This is a genomic window from Cellulophaga sp. 3_MG-2023 (genome assembly GCF_030546975.1).
Classification (GTDB): domain Bacteria; phylum Bacteroidota; class Bacteroidia; order Flavobacteriales; family Flavobacteriaceae; genus Cellulophaga.
The window spans coordinates 50,044-66,878 of sequence record NZ_JAUOPS010000007.1; the positions used below are offsets into that span (position 1 = coordinate 50,044).

Annotated in this window: 11 protein-coding genes; 1 reads left to right on the forward strand and 10 read right to left on the reverse strand. The window is 32.6% G+C overall.

Annotation, left to right across the window (positions count from 1 at the left end):
• Positions 1-32: 32 nt before the first annotated feature.
• Positions 33-1,391, reverse strand: a complete 1,359-nt coding sequence (locus tag Q4487_RS14875) for a hypothetical protein (protein WP_303544196.1) — start codon at positions 1,389-1,391, stop codon at positions 33-35.
• Positions 1,392-1,639: 248 nt separating this feature from the next.
• Between Q4487_RS14875 and Q4487_RS14880 the strand changes: the two genes are divergently transcribed.
• Positions 1,640-4,372, forward strand: a complete 2,733-nt coding sequence (locus Q4487_RS14880) for a TonB-dependent receptor (protein ID WP_303544194.1) — start codon at positions 1,640-1,642, stop codon at positions 4,370-4,372.
• A gap of 43 nt (positions 4,373-4,415) precedes the next feature.
• Here the strand turns inward: Q4487_RS14880 and Q4487_RS14885 are convergent, their stop codons facing one another.
• The 9 genes from Q4487_RS14885 to Q4487_RS14925 form a co-directional block, all read right to left on the reverse strand.
• The gene (locus Q4487_RS14885; protein WP_303544190.1) at positions 4,416-5,354 is read right to left on the reverse strand and encodes a sugar phosphate isomerase/epimerase; all 939 of its coding nucleotides are present in this window, start codon (positions 5,352-5,354) and stop codon (positions 4,416-4,418) included.
• 12 nt (positions 5,355-5,366) lie between these two features.
• Positions 5,367-6,284, reverse strand: coding sequence for a hydroxypyruvate isomerase family protein (locus tag Q4487_RS14890; protein WP_303544188.1), 918 nt, complete (start codon positions 6,282-6,284; stop codon positions 5,367-5,369).
• 20 nt (positions 6,285-6,304) lie between these two features.
• Entirely contained in the window at positions 6,305-6,865 is a 561-nt protein-coding gene (locus tag Q4487_RS14895) for a gluconate 2-dehydrogenase subunit 3 family protein (RefSeq protein WP_303544185.1), read from the reverse strand.
• A complete protein-coding gene (locus Q4487_RS14900) occupies positions 6,865-8,577 on the reverse strand; it encodes a GMC oxidoreductase (RefSeq protein WP_303544182.1) in 1,713 nt (570 codons plus the stop codon). Before Q4487_RS14900 ends, Q4487_RS14895 begins: the two co-directional genes overlap by 1 nt.
• 35 nt (positions 8,578-8,612) lie before the next feature.
• Positions 8,613-10,079 carry an arylsulfatase gene (locus Q4487_RS14905; protein WP_303544179.1) on the reverse strand — a complete coding sequence of 489 codons (1,467 nt, stop codon included), beginning with the start codon at positions 10,077-10,079 and terminating at the stop codon, positions 8,613-8,615.
• Between the two features lie 164 nt (positions 10,080-10,243).
• The gene (locus tag Q4487_RS14910) at positions 10,244-11,710 is read right to left on the reverse strand and encodes a sulfatase (protein ID WP_303544176.1); all 1,467 of its coding nucleotides are present in this window, start codon (positions 11,708-11,710) and stop codon (positions 10,244-10,246) included.
• 11 nt (positions 11,711-11,721) lie between these two features.
• A complete protein-coding gene (locus Q4487_RS14915) occupies positions 11,722-13,785 on the reverse strand; it encodes a glycoside hydrolase family 2 protein (RefSeq protein WP_303544173.1) in 2,064 nt (687 codons plus the stop codon).
• A 12-nt stretch (positions 13,786-13,797) separates the two neighbouring features.
• Complete coding sequence (locus Q4487_RS14920) at positions 13,798-15,258, reverse strand: alpha-galactosidase (RefSeq protein WP_303544170.1); 1,461 nt, start codon at positions 15,256-15,258, stop codon at positions 13,798-13,800.
• A gap of 11 nt (positions 15,259-15,269) precedes the next feature.
• On the reverse strand, positions 15,270-16,781 hold the full coding sequence (locus Q4487_RS14925; RefSeq protein WP_303544167.1) for a sulfatase: 1,512 nt from the start codon (positions 16,779-16,781) through the stop codon (positions 15,270-15,272).
• Positions 16,782-16,835: the final 54 nt, after the last annotated feature.

The following is a 16,835-nucleotide window of genomic DNA, read 5'->3' on the forward strand; positions in this document are numbered from 1 at the left end:
CTCATTTAAGAGCCATTATTAAAAACATATTCTTAATTACATTGTTCGCTTGTTTTAGCTTGTTTATCTGTTACTATTACATAATCTTCTACAAAGCCAATACCTTCTACACTATTTTCATCTAAATTAACTGTATAATTTGGCGTGTTTACTATTGCACTTATAGATGGTCCGTTATAAGATTCTCCTTCGGCAACAATAGGATTCTCATTTATTAAACTTCTTAAATTACATGGCATATACTTATAATGTTTAGGCTTTAACTGAGCTTCTTTGTTACCGTAAGCAGCCTTAACATTACTAATTGTTACGTTGCTAAAAGTACCTTTTGTTAACCCTGGAGTTGAGTATTTTTTAGAAACAAAGCCACCCTCTAAACGTACAGCAAAGCCACAACTATTAGCTGTTATACCATTTACATATACTTTACCGTTATGCATAGCATGCGGAGAAACCATAACTGCTGCATTACCATTGGTACAAGAAATATTTTCTCCAAACATATCTTCTACTCCTCCTTTTTGTAGGTCGTTCATAAATGTCCAGCCAGTTTCTAACCTTAATGTTACACCACCAGTACCTTTAAGCTTTTTGTATAAAACATTTTTTGCTGCTTGTACTTGCACTAGACCATAACCGTAGTCAGAGTTTAATGTATTGGCATTTTTAACAACACCATTTCTAGGCCAAAAATATTTGTCATTAAACTTTGTAATTCCCATAGTAACAGAGGAGAACTTGGTTAACTTATCTAATATTTTAAAGTCTGATATTGAAAAATTATCTACATTATTAAAGTTAAACACAGCAACATTTGGATTGTTAGCCTTGGTTAAATCTACAATAAATTTATTTGAAGATGTACTACTAAAACTAACGTTTTTAATTACATCAGATTCTTTACCAAAGGTAAACATTGCGTAGTTTTTATCTGTATTAGGCCTAATAGATGGTCTAATTACAGCTTCGTCACTTACAATAATATGTACATTAGATTTTAGTTTTACATTAGATACAGAATAATTACCTTTTGGTATTAGTAGTTTGCCACCTCCTTTAGCTGAAACATCATCAATTGCTTTTTGAAATTTTTGACTATCATCTGTACTAAAAATTTTGTCTACTCCGTAATCTGTAACTAAATCTTTTGTTACTCCATAACTAGTTGGTGGTGTGTAAAAATCTTTTTCTTTAAGCAATAAAACTTTTACACTAGTGCCCTCATCTAAAAGAGCACTAGAATTATCTAATGATACAGGGTCTTGTAAATCATCATTTGAACAAGAAATAAAACCTGCTGCTAATAGCCCTAAAAAAATACTTTTAACCCTTAAATTATTAAATTTAGGAGCTTGGTAGTATACCCAACTGTTTAAATTGTTTTTCATCATAGTAAAAAAATTAAAGTTGTTATTTATTTGTACTACAAATCTATTTGTAATATTTAGTAAGATTGTACTTACAAATAAATAAAATGTATTTACCAGTAAATCAACAAAAAAGACCCTTGTCCATGTCCTTATCAATAAAAAAACTAATTTATTTTTAGCTACATACAGGCAGTATTAACTTATTATATTTGACCTCATAGTACATAACCAATACTATTTTTTTAATTGATACTACAACCAAACAGTCTATGCCTAAAAGAGGATTTTTTACCACAATTAGTTATATTTTTATTCTTTTTTATTCTTTTACAACTGCTTTTTCGCAATCTAAAAGTGGTATTACAGGTAAAGTTACAGAAGAAAACAACCAGCCTATAGAAGCTGCAACAGTTACGCTACTAAACCCAACAGATTCTACTTATGTAGATTATACTATTACAAATAGTACTGGTTATTTTAATTTAGATAAAGCAAAGGAAGGAAACTACATTTTACAAATTTCATTTATGGGGTTTGAGTCTTTTTCTAAAAACATTAATTTTGAAACTAACTTGTTAGACCTTAACACAATTGTACTTAAGGAAGATTCATTTGCTTTAGACGGAATAACATTAACTGCTGTTGTACCAATACAAATAAAGCAAGACACCATAGCTTACAACGCAAACTCGTTTAAAACAAATCCTGATGATAATTTAGAAGAATTACTAACCAAACTACCTGGATTAGAAATTGATGCTGACGGAAATATTAACGCTCAAGGTAATGAGGTTGCTAAAATAATGGTAGATGGTAAAGAATTTTTTGGTGGTGACCCATCTATTGTTTTAAAAAATTTATCTGCAGATGCAATAGCCAATATAGAAATTATAGATAAAAAAAGTGATGAGTCTGAACTTACAGGTGTAGATGATGGCAACAAACAAATGGTAATAAACTTTACTCTTAAAAAAACAAAAAAGAATAATGGTTTTGGCAAAGTATCTGCAGGTATGGGGTTAGATAGTAAGTATTTTAGCAACCTTAACTACAATAAGTTTACATCTAAAACTCAGTTTTCTGTAATTGGAAAATTAAACAACATAAACATTACTGGTTCTAATATACAAGGCTTTTTAAAAAATGCAAATGGTATTGCAGACGACTCTGATGATGATGACCAAACCAATCAAAAAAACAAAAGCTTAAGCGGATACTTAAAAACAGGTGTTGCAGGTATAAATATTGGTCACGAGTTTAAAGATAAAGAATCTTTAAATATAGATTTTTTTTACAATTTGTCTGACAATGAAGGTGTCTCTAAAACTAAACGAATAAATTTTTCTAACAACTCTAATTTTGATTTTAGAACAGAGAACACTTTTAATAACAGCTCTAATAATTACAATCTAAATTTTGATTATAAAAACAAGTCTAACAAAAACAATAGCTTATTAATTAAAGGAAAGTTTACCAAGGATAATGTTGATTACATAACCAATAGAGATGGTTTTTATTTTAATGAGCTAAATGAATTGGCTACCTCTAATATAGCAGCATCTAATAATAAAAGAGATAAAAGCATTGGAGACGTGACTATTAATTTTTACCAACGTTTAGCAAAACTAGGACGTAGTTTTAATGTTGGTTTAAAAACAACAGCAAACAACTCTAACAGGTTAAATAACCAAACAACACTAATTACAAGAAGACAAAACACAGATAACCCTACCTCTAGTACTATTAATGCAATTAGAGATGAAGAGTTTTTAACCACTACGGTAAACCTCAACTTTAAATATACAGAGCCCTTAGGCAACAACCACTATGCAAAACTAGAGACTTATTTAAGAAACAGAACAAACAATGAAGATGTTCATCAGGCTAAAACTACAATAGGTACAACCACTAAAGATGAGTTACTTGCTTACAAATACAAGCATATAGAAAATAGTGCACAAACAAGACTTGTACATAGCTACAGTCCTGGTAAACTAAATACCTATGCTGCTATAGAATTACAAGAACTTGGCAGAACATTTGGCGTATTAACAGAAACAAACATTGTCTCTAACAAACTGTATGTTAATCCTATGGCAAATATTGTTTACAAGCCTGTTAGAGGTCAAAAATATAGACTTAATTACAAAAAATTTGTGCGCAACCCTAATAGTTTTCAAAGCTCTACGGTTATTAATGATATAAACCCATATAATATTAGAAAAGGAAACCCAGATTTAAATGCAGAAAAAACAAATGCATTTACCATAAATACTGTAGTGCATAACTTTAAATCTGACTTAAGTTTTAATACCAGGTTTGATTATCAAAATACAACAGATGCAATTATTAGAAGCGTTACTATAGATGATGATTATGTAAAAACTATTAGTTACCAAAATAGTGGAAAAAAAGAACGTTTTAGTAATAGTTTAAGCTTTGGTCAAAAACTAAAAGATATTGGACTTAGGTATACTTTTAAAAACAAAAACACCTACACCAGTGTAAATTCTATTGTTAACTTACAAACCAACAAAGTAAAGTCTACAGATATTATGCTTAGCTTACTTTTAGAAAATAGTAATAAAAGTACTTTAGACGTTAAAGCAGGTGCAACATACAGTACAAACAACACCACTTTTTCTATAGAAAACAACTTAGACCGTAAATATACTAAACAACAATATTTTGTAATGTTTGATAAGGACTTTACTAAAAAACTAAGCTTTAATACACAGTTAGATTATCTTGTTTTTGTTGATGATAAATTTGAGTCTAACCAAAAACTACCGTTATGGAATGCCACAGTTTCTTATGCACTAAATAAAAACAGAAGTAATTTATTAAAATTGGTTTTGATAGATTTATTAGATAAAAATATAAATATAGCAAGAAGAAGTACCATAAATTATTTTGAAGAAACAGAATCTGAAAGTCTAGGTCGTTATGTTATTTTAAGTTTTACTCATAAATTAAAAGGAACAAAAAAGAAGACTAAATAACAAGTATCTAGCCTTCATTTTAAACTTAAAACAAACAATAATCTTATAATTGTTTTGCTACTTTTAGCAGCAAATCTTTTGTTTTTTGCACACCTTCTTCTTCAGATAGTAAAGTTCCCTCATATTCTATACCAACAAAACCAGTATATCCTGACTCTTTAACAAGTTTCATTATTTTATAAAAATCTATATCAGCCTCTGCACCATCAGCAGAAAAATTTCTACTTTTAGCACTTACACCTTTTGCAAAGGGCAATAACTCTTTCATCCCTTTATACATATCATAAGACGATAAACAATTTTTATCTTTATCTTTTTCTATACAGAAATTACCAAAATCTGGTAACGTTCCGCAGTTAGCCAAACCTACTTGCTTTATTACATTAGAAAGCCATACACCGTCTGATGAAAAACCTCCGTGATTTTCTACAACCACATTTATATTAGAACCTTTGGCAAAACCTGCTAATGTTGCTAATGAAGCTGCCGATGCTTTTGCAGCATCACTTTTATCTGTTCCGCCCCTTAAGTCTACTCGTACGGTTTTACAACCTAAAAAATGAGCCGCATCAATCCATTTGTAATGCTTTTCTATAGATTTTAATCGCTCTTTTGTATCTAAATGAGCCAAACCACCTTCGCCACCTATCATTATTAAAACATTTTCTACACCAGCATCTGCTGCTCTAGAATTCATTTGCTTTAAGTACTCTTTATCTTTTGCTTTAGTTTTAAATAAGTTAGATACGTACTCTACACCTGTACAACCAAAACTTTGCGCTTTAGCAGCAAAATCTAAATGATCCATTTCTCCAGATTTTATAGCTCGGTGAAAAGACCATTCTGCCAAAGACAATTTAAAAAATAAGTCAGATTCTGTTTTGTTAAAAGGCATTCCTAACATAGTATTAGGCAATAAACTACCCAAGGTAAGCAAAGCTCCTGTTTGTGCAGATTTCTGTAAAAAGTTTCTTCTCTTCATTTTATTCTGTTTTTACTTAAAGCTATCTACTTTTTTATAAGCTTCTATTACCGCTTTTTCACCTTCTTTTCCTGGTTTAGAATTACGGTGTTCCATACCTAGAATGCCATTGTACTTTTTATCGTTTATAAACTTAAGCACATTAGTGTAATTTATTTCTCCTGTAGTGGGCTCATTACGCCCAGGATTATCTCCTATTTGTATGTATGCAATCTCATCCCAACAGGCTTCCATATTAGGTATTAAATTACCTTCTTGTATTTGTTGATGATATATGTCAAACAAAATTTTACAAGACGGTGAGTCTACAGCTTTACAAATATTATATGCCTGCGGAGAATCTGTTAAAAACGCTCCTGGGTGATTATAAAAATTTAATGGCTCTAAAACCATTGTTAAATTATGAGGTTCAAAAATAGCAGACGCACGTTTTAAGGTCTCTACCACATTTGCCGTTTGGTAATCACCTCTTATTTTTTTTGCAATGTTACCAGGAACCACTGTCATCCACTTGGCATTTACTCTTTTTGCTACTTCTACAGACTCTTTACAATGTTTTAAAAAAGCTTCTTGTGCATTTTTATCTCCAGAAGCTACATTTCCTTCTTTTAAAAAAACAGCTACAAAAACACCCATTTCTAAACCTCTTTTCTGCATTGTACTTGCCATTTTCTCTTGCAAGGCAACATCTCTTTTACGCATTGTATTATCTTCAAAAGCAGTAAATCCTTGGTCTGCCATAAAATTTAATTGGTCTATTGGATCTTTACCAGCACTATTTTCAAACATACCTAAGTGCGGGGCATATTTTAAATTAAAAGTAGATTTTATAATCTTCTGCTGTTTATTTGCGGCATAAGCTACAGAACCTCCTAATGTTAGTGCACTAGCAGATAAGGCAGACTTTTGTATAAAGTTTCTTCTTTTCATATAAGTTTAATTAGCATTAGTTAAATAGACCAAGCCTTGCCTTTAGTTAATTTTTCTACACTTTCACAAGCTATATATTCTCCTGGAACAGGTAAATAGGCCAATACTGTTTCTCCTACATACTCATTGCATTTGTAGCCCCAAATTGTTAATTCTCTAATTTTTTTTGCAAAAGCATTTTCCTTTCCTTTTGCTTCTAAAAACTGTCTTACAACGGGTTCCACATCTTGCTGCGTTAATTCTGCTACTTCTTTTTTATTGGACTTAGCTAGCGCACTCTGTGCCATTGCATCTAAGGTATTTTTAAAATCGCCTTGTTGCTTTGCATCCATAACGTTGCCAGCAAAGCCATCTAAAAATATATGCACGTTTGCCTCTGATGCAGAAGGAGTATCGGTTTTGGGTAAAATAGAATCTACCACATGAACCAAAGTACTACCTTGCTCAGCTGTAAAAAACGTTGGTTTCCAAGCTTCTTCTTTTTTGTCTGCGCACCCCTGTAATATGCTTACAAAAGTTGGCACGGCTACCACATAGCCTAAAGACATTCCTATTTGCATTAATGCTTTTCTTCTGTCCATTATAAGTTTCCTTTTTTAAGTTCTTGTGCTGCGTGGTTTGCTGCTCTTGCTGTAAAAGCCATATATGTTAAAGACGGATTTACACAACTTGCAGATGCCATAAAAGCCCCGTCTGTAATATATACATTTGGTACTTCGTGTATTTGGTTATGTGCATTTACTACAGATGTTTTTGGATCTTTACCCATACGAGCTGTACCCATTTCATGTATACCGTGTCCCATATTATATTTACCATTTCTAGCTTTAATATCTTTAAAACCTGCTTTTTTCAGCATTTCTGTAGCTTGGTTTACCATATCTTCTCTCATTTTATGCTCGTTATCTCTAATTTCTGCATCAAAATTTACTGTTGGTAATCCCCATTGGTCCAATTTATCATAATCTAAAAACATACGGTTGTCTTGGTATGGTAGTATTTCTCCAAAACCACCAACACCCATTGTCCAACCTCCTGGCTTTAAAATAGCATCCTTTAATGGTGCTCCCATTGTAAGTTCTGCCACGGCATCTTTCCAGTTTTTACGACTGGCACTTCCTTGGTAACCGTAACCTCTTATAAAATCTTTACTGTTAGATGTACCTCCTAAATTTTTAAATCTAGGAATGTAAATACCACCAGGACGTCTTCCTTTATAATATTTATCGTCAAAACCATCTATAGTTCCACTTGCTCCTGTTCCTAAATGATGATCCATAACGTTTCTTCCTACCTGGTCAGAATCATTTCCTAATCCGTTAGGAAAACGATCTGATTTAGATTGTAATAATATTGATGCCGATGCCATAGAGGATGCGCATAAGAAAATTACTTTTGCCTTAAAAACATATTCCTCTTTGGTAAGTCTGTCTATCACTTTTACACCACTCGCCTTTTTTGTATTTGGGTCATAAACTACCTCAGACACAATAGAATCTGGTCTTAAAGTCATATTACCAGTACGTTCTGCTGCTGGTAAAGTAGATGAGTTACTACTAAAATATCCTCCAAACGGGCAACCACGTGTACAACGATTTCTAAACTGACACTTGGTACGACCTTCAAATTTTTTATCTCCAGTAATGTGCGCTATTCTGCCGGCAGTTACCACTCTACCATCCATATTTTTACCAACACCATCTCTAAAATGTTGTTCTACACAGTTGTGTTCCATCATAGGTAAAAACTGTCCGTCTGGCAATTGTTCTAAACCTAAATTTTCTCCAGATACACCAATGTACGTTTCTACTTTATCATACCAAGGAGCAATATCTTTATAACGTACAGGCCAATCTACACCGTGACCATCTTTAGCATTTGCTTCAAAATCAATCTCACTCCACCTGTAACTATGCCTACCCCACATTATAGATCTACCGCCAACGTGGTAACCACGTACCCAGTCAAAAGGTTTTGTCTCTGTATACGGGTGCTTTATATCATTTACAAACCAATTATTTACATCTGCGTTATTAACACGCCCTGTTCTAGTTTGCTTTAATTGCTGTGCTTTTTGTTCTCTAGTTAATTTTCCTCCGTTAGGAAAATCCCAACTATCTAAATGTGCTGTGGTATAATCTTTAATATGTTCTACCATTTTACCACGCTCTAGCACTAAAGTTTTAAGGCCATTTTCACAAAGCTCTTTTGCTGCCCATCCGCCACTAATTCCTGTGCCTACAACAATAGCATCATAAAAATCTTGTTCTTCGTTAAAATAAAATTTACTCATTACTCATTGGTTTTTTTTGGTATAGTTTGATGTATTTATAATCTGTTTTGGTTGATAGGAAAAACACTAGAATTTGTATGTGCAACTTTCATTATTTGTTGCATTTCTGCTACAATTTTTGGGTACTTACTAGCAACATTTTTACTTTCTGATGGATCTGATGCTAAATTATAAAGCTCTGTTTCTCCGTTTTTATTTACATTGTAAACAACTGCTTTCCAATCTCCTTTTCTAACAGCTTTACGTCCGTTTTTAATATTAAACTCCCAATACAAATAAGGGTGTTGTTTTTGTTTCTTTTTAGCTAACAGGGTTGGCAAAAATGATATTCCGTCTGTTGTATTTGGTTTTGGAACTGCTGCAACTTCTGCCAAGGTTGGCATTACGTCCCAAAAAGCAGAAATGTGATTGGTTACTGTTCCTTTTTTTATTTTATTTGGCCAAGAGACTATAAATGGAGCTCTTATACCACCTTCATACAAATCTCTTTTTATTCCTCTAAAACCAGCTGCGCTATTAAAAAATTCTGGATTTGCTCCACCAGCATCATGCGGACCATTATCACTTGTAAACATAATAATAGTATCTTCTTCTAACCCTAACTCCTTTACCTTGGCTACAATTTGGCCAACGTAAACATCCATCCTATCTACCATAGATGCAAAAACAGCATACGGTGTGTCTTGTGTACAATACTTATATTTTACAATATCAGGACCATAGTCTGATGAGTACTTGTCTTCTGCCGTAAAAGGAACCTCTTTAAACTTTCCAGTATATTTAGCTAGTATAGAGTCTTTAGGTGATATTAGCTCTGCGTGTGGTAATACAAAAGGGACATATGCAAAAAAAGGCTTATCCTTATTTTCTTCAATAAAGTTAAGTGTTGCATCTTGTATTTTATCTTGTGCATAGGTTTGTGTATTAATCCAGTTATTACCTACTAAAAAATCTATTTCTTGATTATGATTTAAATATGGAGGGTAATAACGGTGTGCTAGTTTTTGATCATTGTAACCATAAAACTCATCAAAACCCTGATTATTTGGATCTCCTGTACCAAAACCTAAGCCCCATTTGCCAAACATACCTGTTTTATAACCTGCCTGTTGTAGCATTTCTGCAATAGTTAAAGCATTGTCTGGCAACGGAATTTGTCCTTTTTTATCATTACCAGCTTCTTTGTTACCACGTACAAATGTGTGTCCAGTATGCTGGCCCGTCATTAGTGAGGATCTAGATGGTGCACACACAGCAGAACCACTATAATGCTGTGTAAATTTTATTCCGTTTGCAGCAAGCGCATCTATATTGGGTGTGTTAAATTTTTGTTGTCCATAGCTACTTAAATCACCGTAACCCAAATCATCTGCCATTATGTAAATGATATTAGGCTTCTTTTTGTTTTTTTTAGACTGACTAAATCCTTCTGTACTAAAAAAGATAAAAACACTAATAATAGGGAGTAGTAAAAATTTAAAGTTGGTTGTAAGCTGAAGCATAATCTTAATTAATTTTAATAAACTAAAATTCACTAAAAACAGTAAAAAGTGTGTGCTCCTTAATAAATAGTTTGTAGTTCTACGTATAATTACTACTAAAGACAAAAAAGCATCAAAAAAAGAAAACTCCTTTTTTGATGCCCAACAGAAAATAAAAAACTAACTTATTTAAGTCTGTAAGCGCTTCCGCTTGTACCATTTAACCCTGGCTCTTTATATTGTATTAATTGCGCCAGTAATTCTTTCTGCATTTTATCTTTTATACTTTTATAAGCAGCATCATTATAAAAATTTATTAGTTCGTCTGGATCTTTTTCTAGATCGTATAAATATGGTTTTTCTTTTTTATCTAACACTAGTTTGTACCTATCTGTAACACCAGTAACCCACCAGCCACCGCTTTTTGCGTAATAGGTTAACCTGTCTGCATCTGTAATTTCTTTTTTTCTACTTAAAAAATCTTTTGATGTGTCTTTACCATGAAAAGATGCATCTGTACTTACATTCATTAAACTTAAAATAGTAGGTGTAAAATCTACATTAGTATATGCGGTATTAATTACCTTACCTGCTTTAATTTTTTCTGGATATCTAATTACAAAAGGGATTCTTGCAGAAGCCTCATAAGGCACTCCTTTATTTCTACGGTTGTGCTCAAAAAACATATCTCCGTGGTCCGATGTAAATACAATTATTGTATTCTCTTCTAAATTGTTATCCTTTAAAAACTTTAAAATACGCCCCACACTATCATCTATATGACTCACCATACCAAAGTATTGTTTTAAGGCCTCTTTTTGTTTTTTAAACGAGGCTTTACCCGTTGCTTCATTAGTATCTTCGCTACCAATTGCCCAAGATGGTTTTATTGCTGTGTACTCTGCTGCCATTGTTCTTGGTGCTTGTATTGTTAAATCTTTATACATTGTATTGTATGGTGGTTTGGCATAATCTGGGGTATGAGGATCTGGTATAGAAAGCATTAATGCAAAAGGCTTGTTTTTATCTCTCTCTAAAATCTCTAATGTTTTGTCTGTAAAATAATCTGTTAAGTGTACAACTTCATCTTCTGGTAATTTAGCCGCTGCTTTTTCATTAATTCCTTTTAATCCGTTTGGCGTTATTTTAAAATACGGAGCATGGCCACCACGCATCATATATCTATTATCATCAAAACCAGCTTTGTATTTTATTCCAAAAGTATACTTGTCATGACCTGCCAAATGCCATTTACCTACATAAGAAGTTGCATAGCCTTTATCTTTTAAAATTGTGGCAAATGTTGGTATATCTTCACTAATATGTAACCCATTTTTAGGTGCACCTGTTGCCTGTGGATATAAACCACTTACTAACGATGCTCTAGATGGTGTGCATACAGGAGAAGAAGCATAGTAACTTGTACAAATGGCACCTTCATCTGCAATTTTATCAATATTTGGAGTAACAGAGTTATTGCCTTTACCCCAAATAAATGCTTGCTCTTTTGGCAATAGTTTTTGATAGCAACTTAGGGTTCTAAAATTATGCTCATCTGTGTGTATAATAATTAAATTAGGCTTTTTCTGTGCCATACTGTTTGCAACAAAAACCAATGTTGCTGCACTAAATAATATCTGTTTTATATTCATTTTAGGTATTTTTATTTATTTTTTAGATTCCATAGCACTTCATCTTTAAGCACTTGATTGTTATTTTTTACTTTTGCTACAATTCTATTTTTACCTTTTTTAAGTTGTACTCTACTAAATATATAATGAACACTGGTTTTACCTTGTTGCTCTGTAGTTACTTTTTTTCCGTTTACATATAACTCTATATGTTCCAGATTAGAATACACGTGTATGTCTGTCTCTGGCTTAGTTCTATTAACTAAACGCCTGTCTGATATATAAATCATTGGCTCTGGGTTCCAATTAGCTTTATACCAATAAAATACATCCTTTTTAGTTTTTCTATCAAAAGTGACTAATCCTTTATGGTTGCGTTTTGTAATACCTCCTCTGGACCATAATGGCAAGCCAAAATCGAACATATTCCATACATAACTTCCTATTAAGTAATTGTCATTTTTTATAATTCCCCACTGAGTTTCATGTAGTCTATTTGCGTAAGATTCTGGAAAAAACTGACCTTTAGGATCTATTTTTTTTGGTAATATATCTGTTTGCTGATAAATATTAGAACCTGCACCATACTCAGATAAAATAACTTTTAAATCTGGATAGTTAAGCTTTAAGTTGGCCAACCAAGGCTCTAAATCTGCCGCACTTTTTCCTTGGTACCAACCAAAATATCTATTATTGCCGTGAATATCTGTATTTAAATTCACAGGATCCTCAATATCTGGCTTTCCAGAAACTCCAACAGTATAGCGGTCTGGATCTAAAGTTTTAGCTATATCATTTAAATCTCTAATTAAAACTGGCGCATAGTCTGATGTAGTTTTTGCCCAAACCTCATTATGAGTACCCCAAGTATAAATACTAGAGTGGTTAAAGTTTTGTTTAACTAATTCTGTTATTTGCATCTTGGCATTATCGTACTCTTTTTTACGTGTTTTGTTCACAAACGGAATTTCTGCCCAAACTAAAAAACCTATACTGTCACATTTAGAGTAAAAATGTTCTGACTGCTGATAATGAGCTAACCGTACAGTAGTTGCACCAACTTCTTTTATTAATTTTATATCTCTATTTTCTTGCTCTTTAGTTAGTGCATTACCTTGTTTAAATAAATCTTGATGCCTATTAACACCATACATTGGATATTTTTTTCCGTTTAAAAACAATCCTTTATCTGCAATAATTTCAATAGTTCTAAAGCCTATTTTCTGTATAATTTCATCTAAAACCTCTTCCTTATTATTTAAAACAGTAACCTTAACCTTATACAAATAAGGATCTAAAATGCCTTGCCATAAATGAGGATTTTTTATTGTTAGGTTTTGATGAAATGATTGCCTGCCTTGCGGATAAACAAGTATTTGTTTTAAATCTTGGGTAACTACTTCTTCAAGTGCATTGTACACAGTAGTTTTTAACGTTACATTTTGTTTATTTCTAAACGTATTCTCTAGCTTAGTTTCTACCTGTAGATCTGCTTTTAATTTGCTAACATTTTTTTGTTTTATATAAACTCCTGCTGAGGCGTAATCTGTAGTTGTTATATTTATTTTTTTGGTAATAATTAATTTAACCGGACGATATATTCCTCCATAAATTCCAAATAAATTATGATTTACAGGAATAACATCTTCTCTTGCTGTATTATCTGCTTTTACCATTAGAGTATTAGCTTCTCCAAATTTTAAAAATGGAGAAATATCAAAAACAAAAGCACTGAAAGATCCTTTGTGTTGCCCAACATGCACATCATTTACATATATATCCGTTACATGACCAACACCAGAAAATCTTATAAATACACGTTTACTTTTCCAATTTAAAGGAGCTTTTATTATTTTTTTATACAAGCCAACACCTTCGTAAAACCCTTCGCCTTCGTGCATATCAGAACGGTTAAATGAGTGCGGTATAGCAACTGTTTCCCAACCACCTTTAACTTTTAATGTACCTTTTGGCGACTTTACAAAGCTCCAATTATCATTTATATCCAAAATACTTCTACCTGTGTCCTGCCCTTGCATTTTAATAACACATAACGTATAAAACAGAAAAAACAAAAAGTTTTTTAATAAAGCCATAGTTATATTTTTTTAATAGAAATCTGAAATAAACTTGCGTTCTCCCTTATGGTAATCCCATAAATAATCTCCTGTAGCAGCCACACATTTTTTACCATAATGATGAGGCAAAACAGAAACTAAAGGATACCCCGTTTTACCTTTATACATTTCTAAATGCTGTAAAAACTTGACTTCTGTTATAGCTCCCGTATCATTACCGCCAATATGGTCTATATTTATTCCGCGTCCTGGTGAAGATTTATAAGTAACCTCATAATGTGTTTTTACACGTGCAGGCCAGTTGTATTTATCATTTAACCAAACATCATTAGTTCTAGTTACGTCTGTAAATTTTGTAAAAAATATATCTGGCACATGAAATTCCATTTCTATAGTTGGGTCTATTGCTTTTGCTGCGCGATACAACTCTTTATGTATATGCAACATATCTGATTTTGTGTTGTAAGACATATCTATCTTAAACTTTTTTACCCCTATTTTATAAAACCTATATATAACTTCTGATGCATATTCAAAAATATCTGCTTTAGGGTTTAACCAACGTTCTGCAGTGGTTTTATTTACTTTTCCACTAGATGACCAACTACCTAGCATATCTGGGTATTTTTTTGCAATACTACTAGCGTGATGAATTTTAGGAAACGCAATCCAAAGTCCGGGTGTAAATCCTTTTTCATTAATCATTCCCATTGTTTTTTCAAAGTCTGGAAACTTTTTTGGGTCTGGATGCCAAGTACCAAAACCAGAATTTATAGTGCCATCAGGGAACTGGCCCCAACCGTGATCTAAGGTCATTTTACCTTTTGGATACCCATACTCCACTATTTTATCTAAATAGTCCTTAACAAAGTTGTGCGTTAGTAAATTAAAGTGTCCGTGCCTTTCTTTTGACACATATTTTTGTTCTACCCAAGTACAGTATTCAACATCACTCCAAAAACTAGGGTAGTTTGTAGTCAACGGCTTAAAATTAAGACGTTTCATCATTTCTCTGTTATACGCTTTCCAAGCTGCATCACCATCACCAGATTCTTTTATAAATAACTCCTGTCCTTCTGGTACGCTAATGGTTAGCTTTTCTACACCATCAAAACTAAACGTACTATTTTCATAACCAAAAGTGGTCATAAAGCCCACAAATGCACCATTAGCATCTACAATAATGGGAGAGCCAGACATCCCTGAAGCTGCAATGGTAAACGGATTGTGTGTAAATGCACTACTTTTATAATAATGAGCTCCGCCACCTTTTTCCTCTGGAGTAGATATACTATGGTACGGACAAAACAAAGGTGCTTTAACTTTTAAAGTAACTTTTTCTATTGCACTAGATCCCTTTACTGTGCTAGCGGATAAGTAATCGTCTTCAGATTTTTCTACAGCAACTTTAGTTGTAGAAGAGCAACTTAATATACTTGCCCCAGCAACACCTAAGCCTGCTTTTTTAATAAAATTTCTTCTGTTAGCCATTTTCTTAAATATTAGTTTAGTTGATCTAAGTTTCTGGTTGGTTTAATTGTAGGATCTGCTGGTGCATCTACGTAATTCTTCATTTTTTTAAATCGAAGTTTACTAGACTTTTTTCTTTTTACAGGAACCCATTTTTTTAAATCGGTTACTATATGGTTGTACTTTTTGTTAGTAATTAAGTTTTTCCATTCTAACGGATCTTCATCTATATTATACAACTGTTCTGTTCCTTTAACAGTTGTCATATAATGCCATTTGCCTAGTAATACAGATGTACCATCTTGAGTAATAGTTATTCCTGGGTAGTCCCATTTTGCTTTGGGATTATCAATTAAGCTAGCAAAACTATGGCCGTCCAAATTTTGCTTTTTTGGCAAACCACTTAATTCTATTAACGTAGGGTACAAATCTATTAAGCTTACGTTTTTATCTACAACAATTGCCTTTTTCATACCAGGTACACGCACAAATAATGGTGTTTTTACGGCCTCTAACCAAGTAGTATTTTTAAGGTAACGTTGTTTTTCTCCCAAATGCCAACCGTGATCTCCCCAGACTACAACAATAGTATTATTTGCATATTTACTTTGTTCTAAAGCGTCTATTACAATTCCTAAACAAGCATCTACATAAGAAATACTTGCTAAGTATGCTCTTGTAGCATCTTTTTCTAAATTATGCTTTTTAACCCATTTATATTCTTTTGTAGGCTCATACGCTTGTTTACCTTCCGGTGTTAAAATATCATCTAAGTCGTTTTCGTTTACAACAGGTGGTACTATATCATCAAGCTTATATAAATTAAAAAACTCTTGTGGCACTATCCAAGGTAAGTGAGGTTTAATAAAACCTACTCCCATAAAAAAAGGCTTATCAAAATCTCTTTGTAATTGCGACTTTGCCCAATCTGCCACTTTATAATCTACGGTTTCTTTAAAAGTATCTGTGGTTGGTCCCCAACTTAGTTTTGCATTCTTGTTTTTAAAATTTTCATCTTTTACACCATTTATAATACCTGCCTTTGAAGAAGTATACTTGCTTTTATCTACAGGGTCGTTATTATACCTACGAGCACGTGCAAACTCATTAAACGCCCAATGACCAAAATCTGTTCCGTTTGTAGTACCGTGTTTGTGAAATATTTTACCGTTTGCTAATGTGTGGTATCCGTTTTTAGAAAAGTACTCTGGTAAGGTTGCATTTTGTTTTACAATATCTGAATACAACATATTATGTGCATTACCATACACACCAGATGTACTTGGTAAAAAACCAGATAATAACGAGGATCTAGACGGTCCGCATATAGGAGCAGCACAAACAGCATTTTTAAACACCATTGCACCTTGTTTGGTAAATTTATCCATACTTGGTGTTATGGCTTGCTTATTCCCTTTTAAAGGAGAAACCCAATCATTAATATCATCTATTGCTATAAATAATATATTAGGTTGCTCCTTTTTATCTTGTGCTTTAGTATAAATACAAAAAAGTAAAAGTAAAACTGTAATTCTATTTTTCATTTTATAGGTGTTATTTAACACCCCTAAATAATACATAAAAAAAGAGAATTGTGT

What these genes read in the sequence shown, in the direction of transcription:
- Q4487_RS14925 (WP_303544167.1), bottom strand. Translation starts at nt 16,781, where the DNA reads ATGAAAAATAGAATTACAGTTTTACTTTTACTTTTTTGTATTTATACT.
- Q4487_RS14920 (WP_303544170.1), bottom strand. Translation starts at nt 15,258, where the DNA reads ATGGCTAACAGAAGAAATTTTATTAAAAAAGCAGGCTTAGGTGTTGCT.
- Q4487_RS14910 (WP_303544176.1), bottom strand. Translation starts at nt 11,710, where the DNA reads ATGAATATAAAACAGATATTATTTAGTGCAGCAACATTGGTTTTTGTT.
- Q4487_RS14915 (WP_303544173.1), bottom strand. Translation starts at nt 13,785, where the DNA reads ATGGCTTTATTAAAAAACTTTTTGTTTTTTCTGTTTTATACGTTATGT.
- Q4487_RS14885 (WP_303544190.1), bottom strand. Translation starts at nt 5,354, where the DNA reads ATGAAGAGAAGAAACTTTTTACAGAAATCTGCACAAACAGGAGCTTTG.
- Q4487_RS14880 (WP_303544194.1), top strand. Translation starts at nt 1,640, where the DNA reads ATGCCTAAAAGAGGATTTTTTACCACAATTAGTTATATTTTTATTCTT.
- Q4487_RS14905 (WP_303544179.1), bottom strand. Translation starts at nt 10,079, where the DNA reads ATGCTTCAGCTTACAACCAACTTTAAATTTTTACTACTCCCTATTATT.
- Q4487_RS14890 (WP_303544188.1), bottom strand. Translation starts at nt 6,284, where the DNA reads ATGAAAAGAAGAAACTTTATACAAAAGTCTGCCTTATCTGCTAGTGCA.
- Q4487_RS14895 (WP_303544185.1), bottom strand. Translation starts at nt 6,865, where the DNA reads ATGGACAGAAGAAAAGCATTAATGCAAATAGGAATGTCTTTAGGCTAT.
- Q4487_RS14875 (WP_303544196.1), bottom strand. Translation starts at nt 1,391, where the DNA reads ATGATGAAAAACAATTTAAACAGTTGGGTATACTACCAAGCTCCTAAA.
- Q4487_RS14900 (WP_303544182.1), bottom strand. Translation starts at nt 8,577, where the DNA reads ATGAGTAAATTTTATTTTAACGAAGAACAAGATTTTTATGATGCTATT.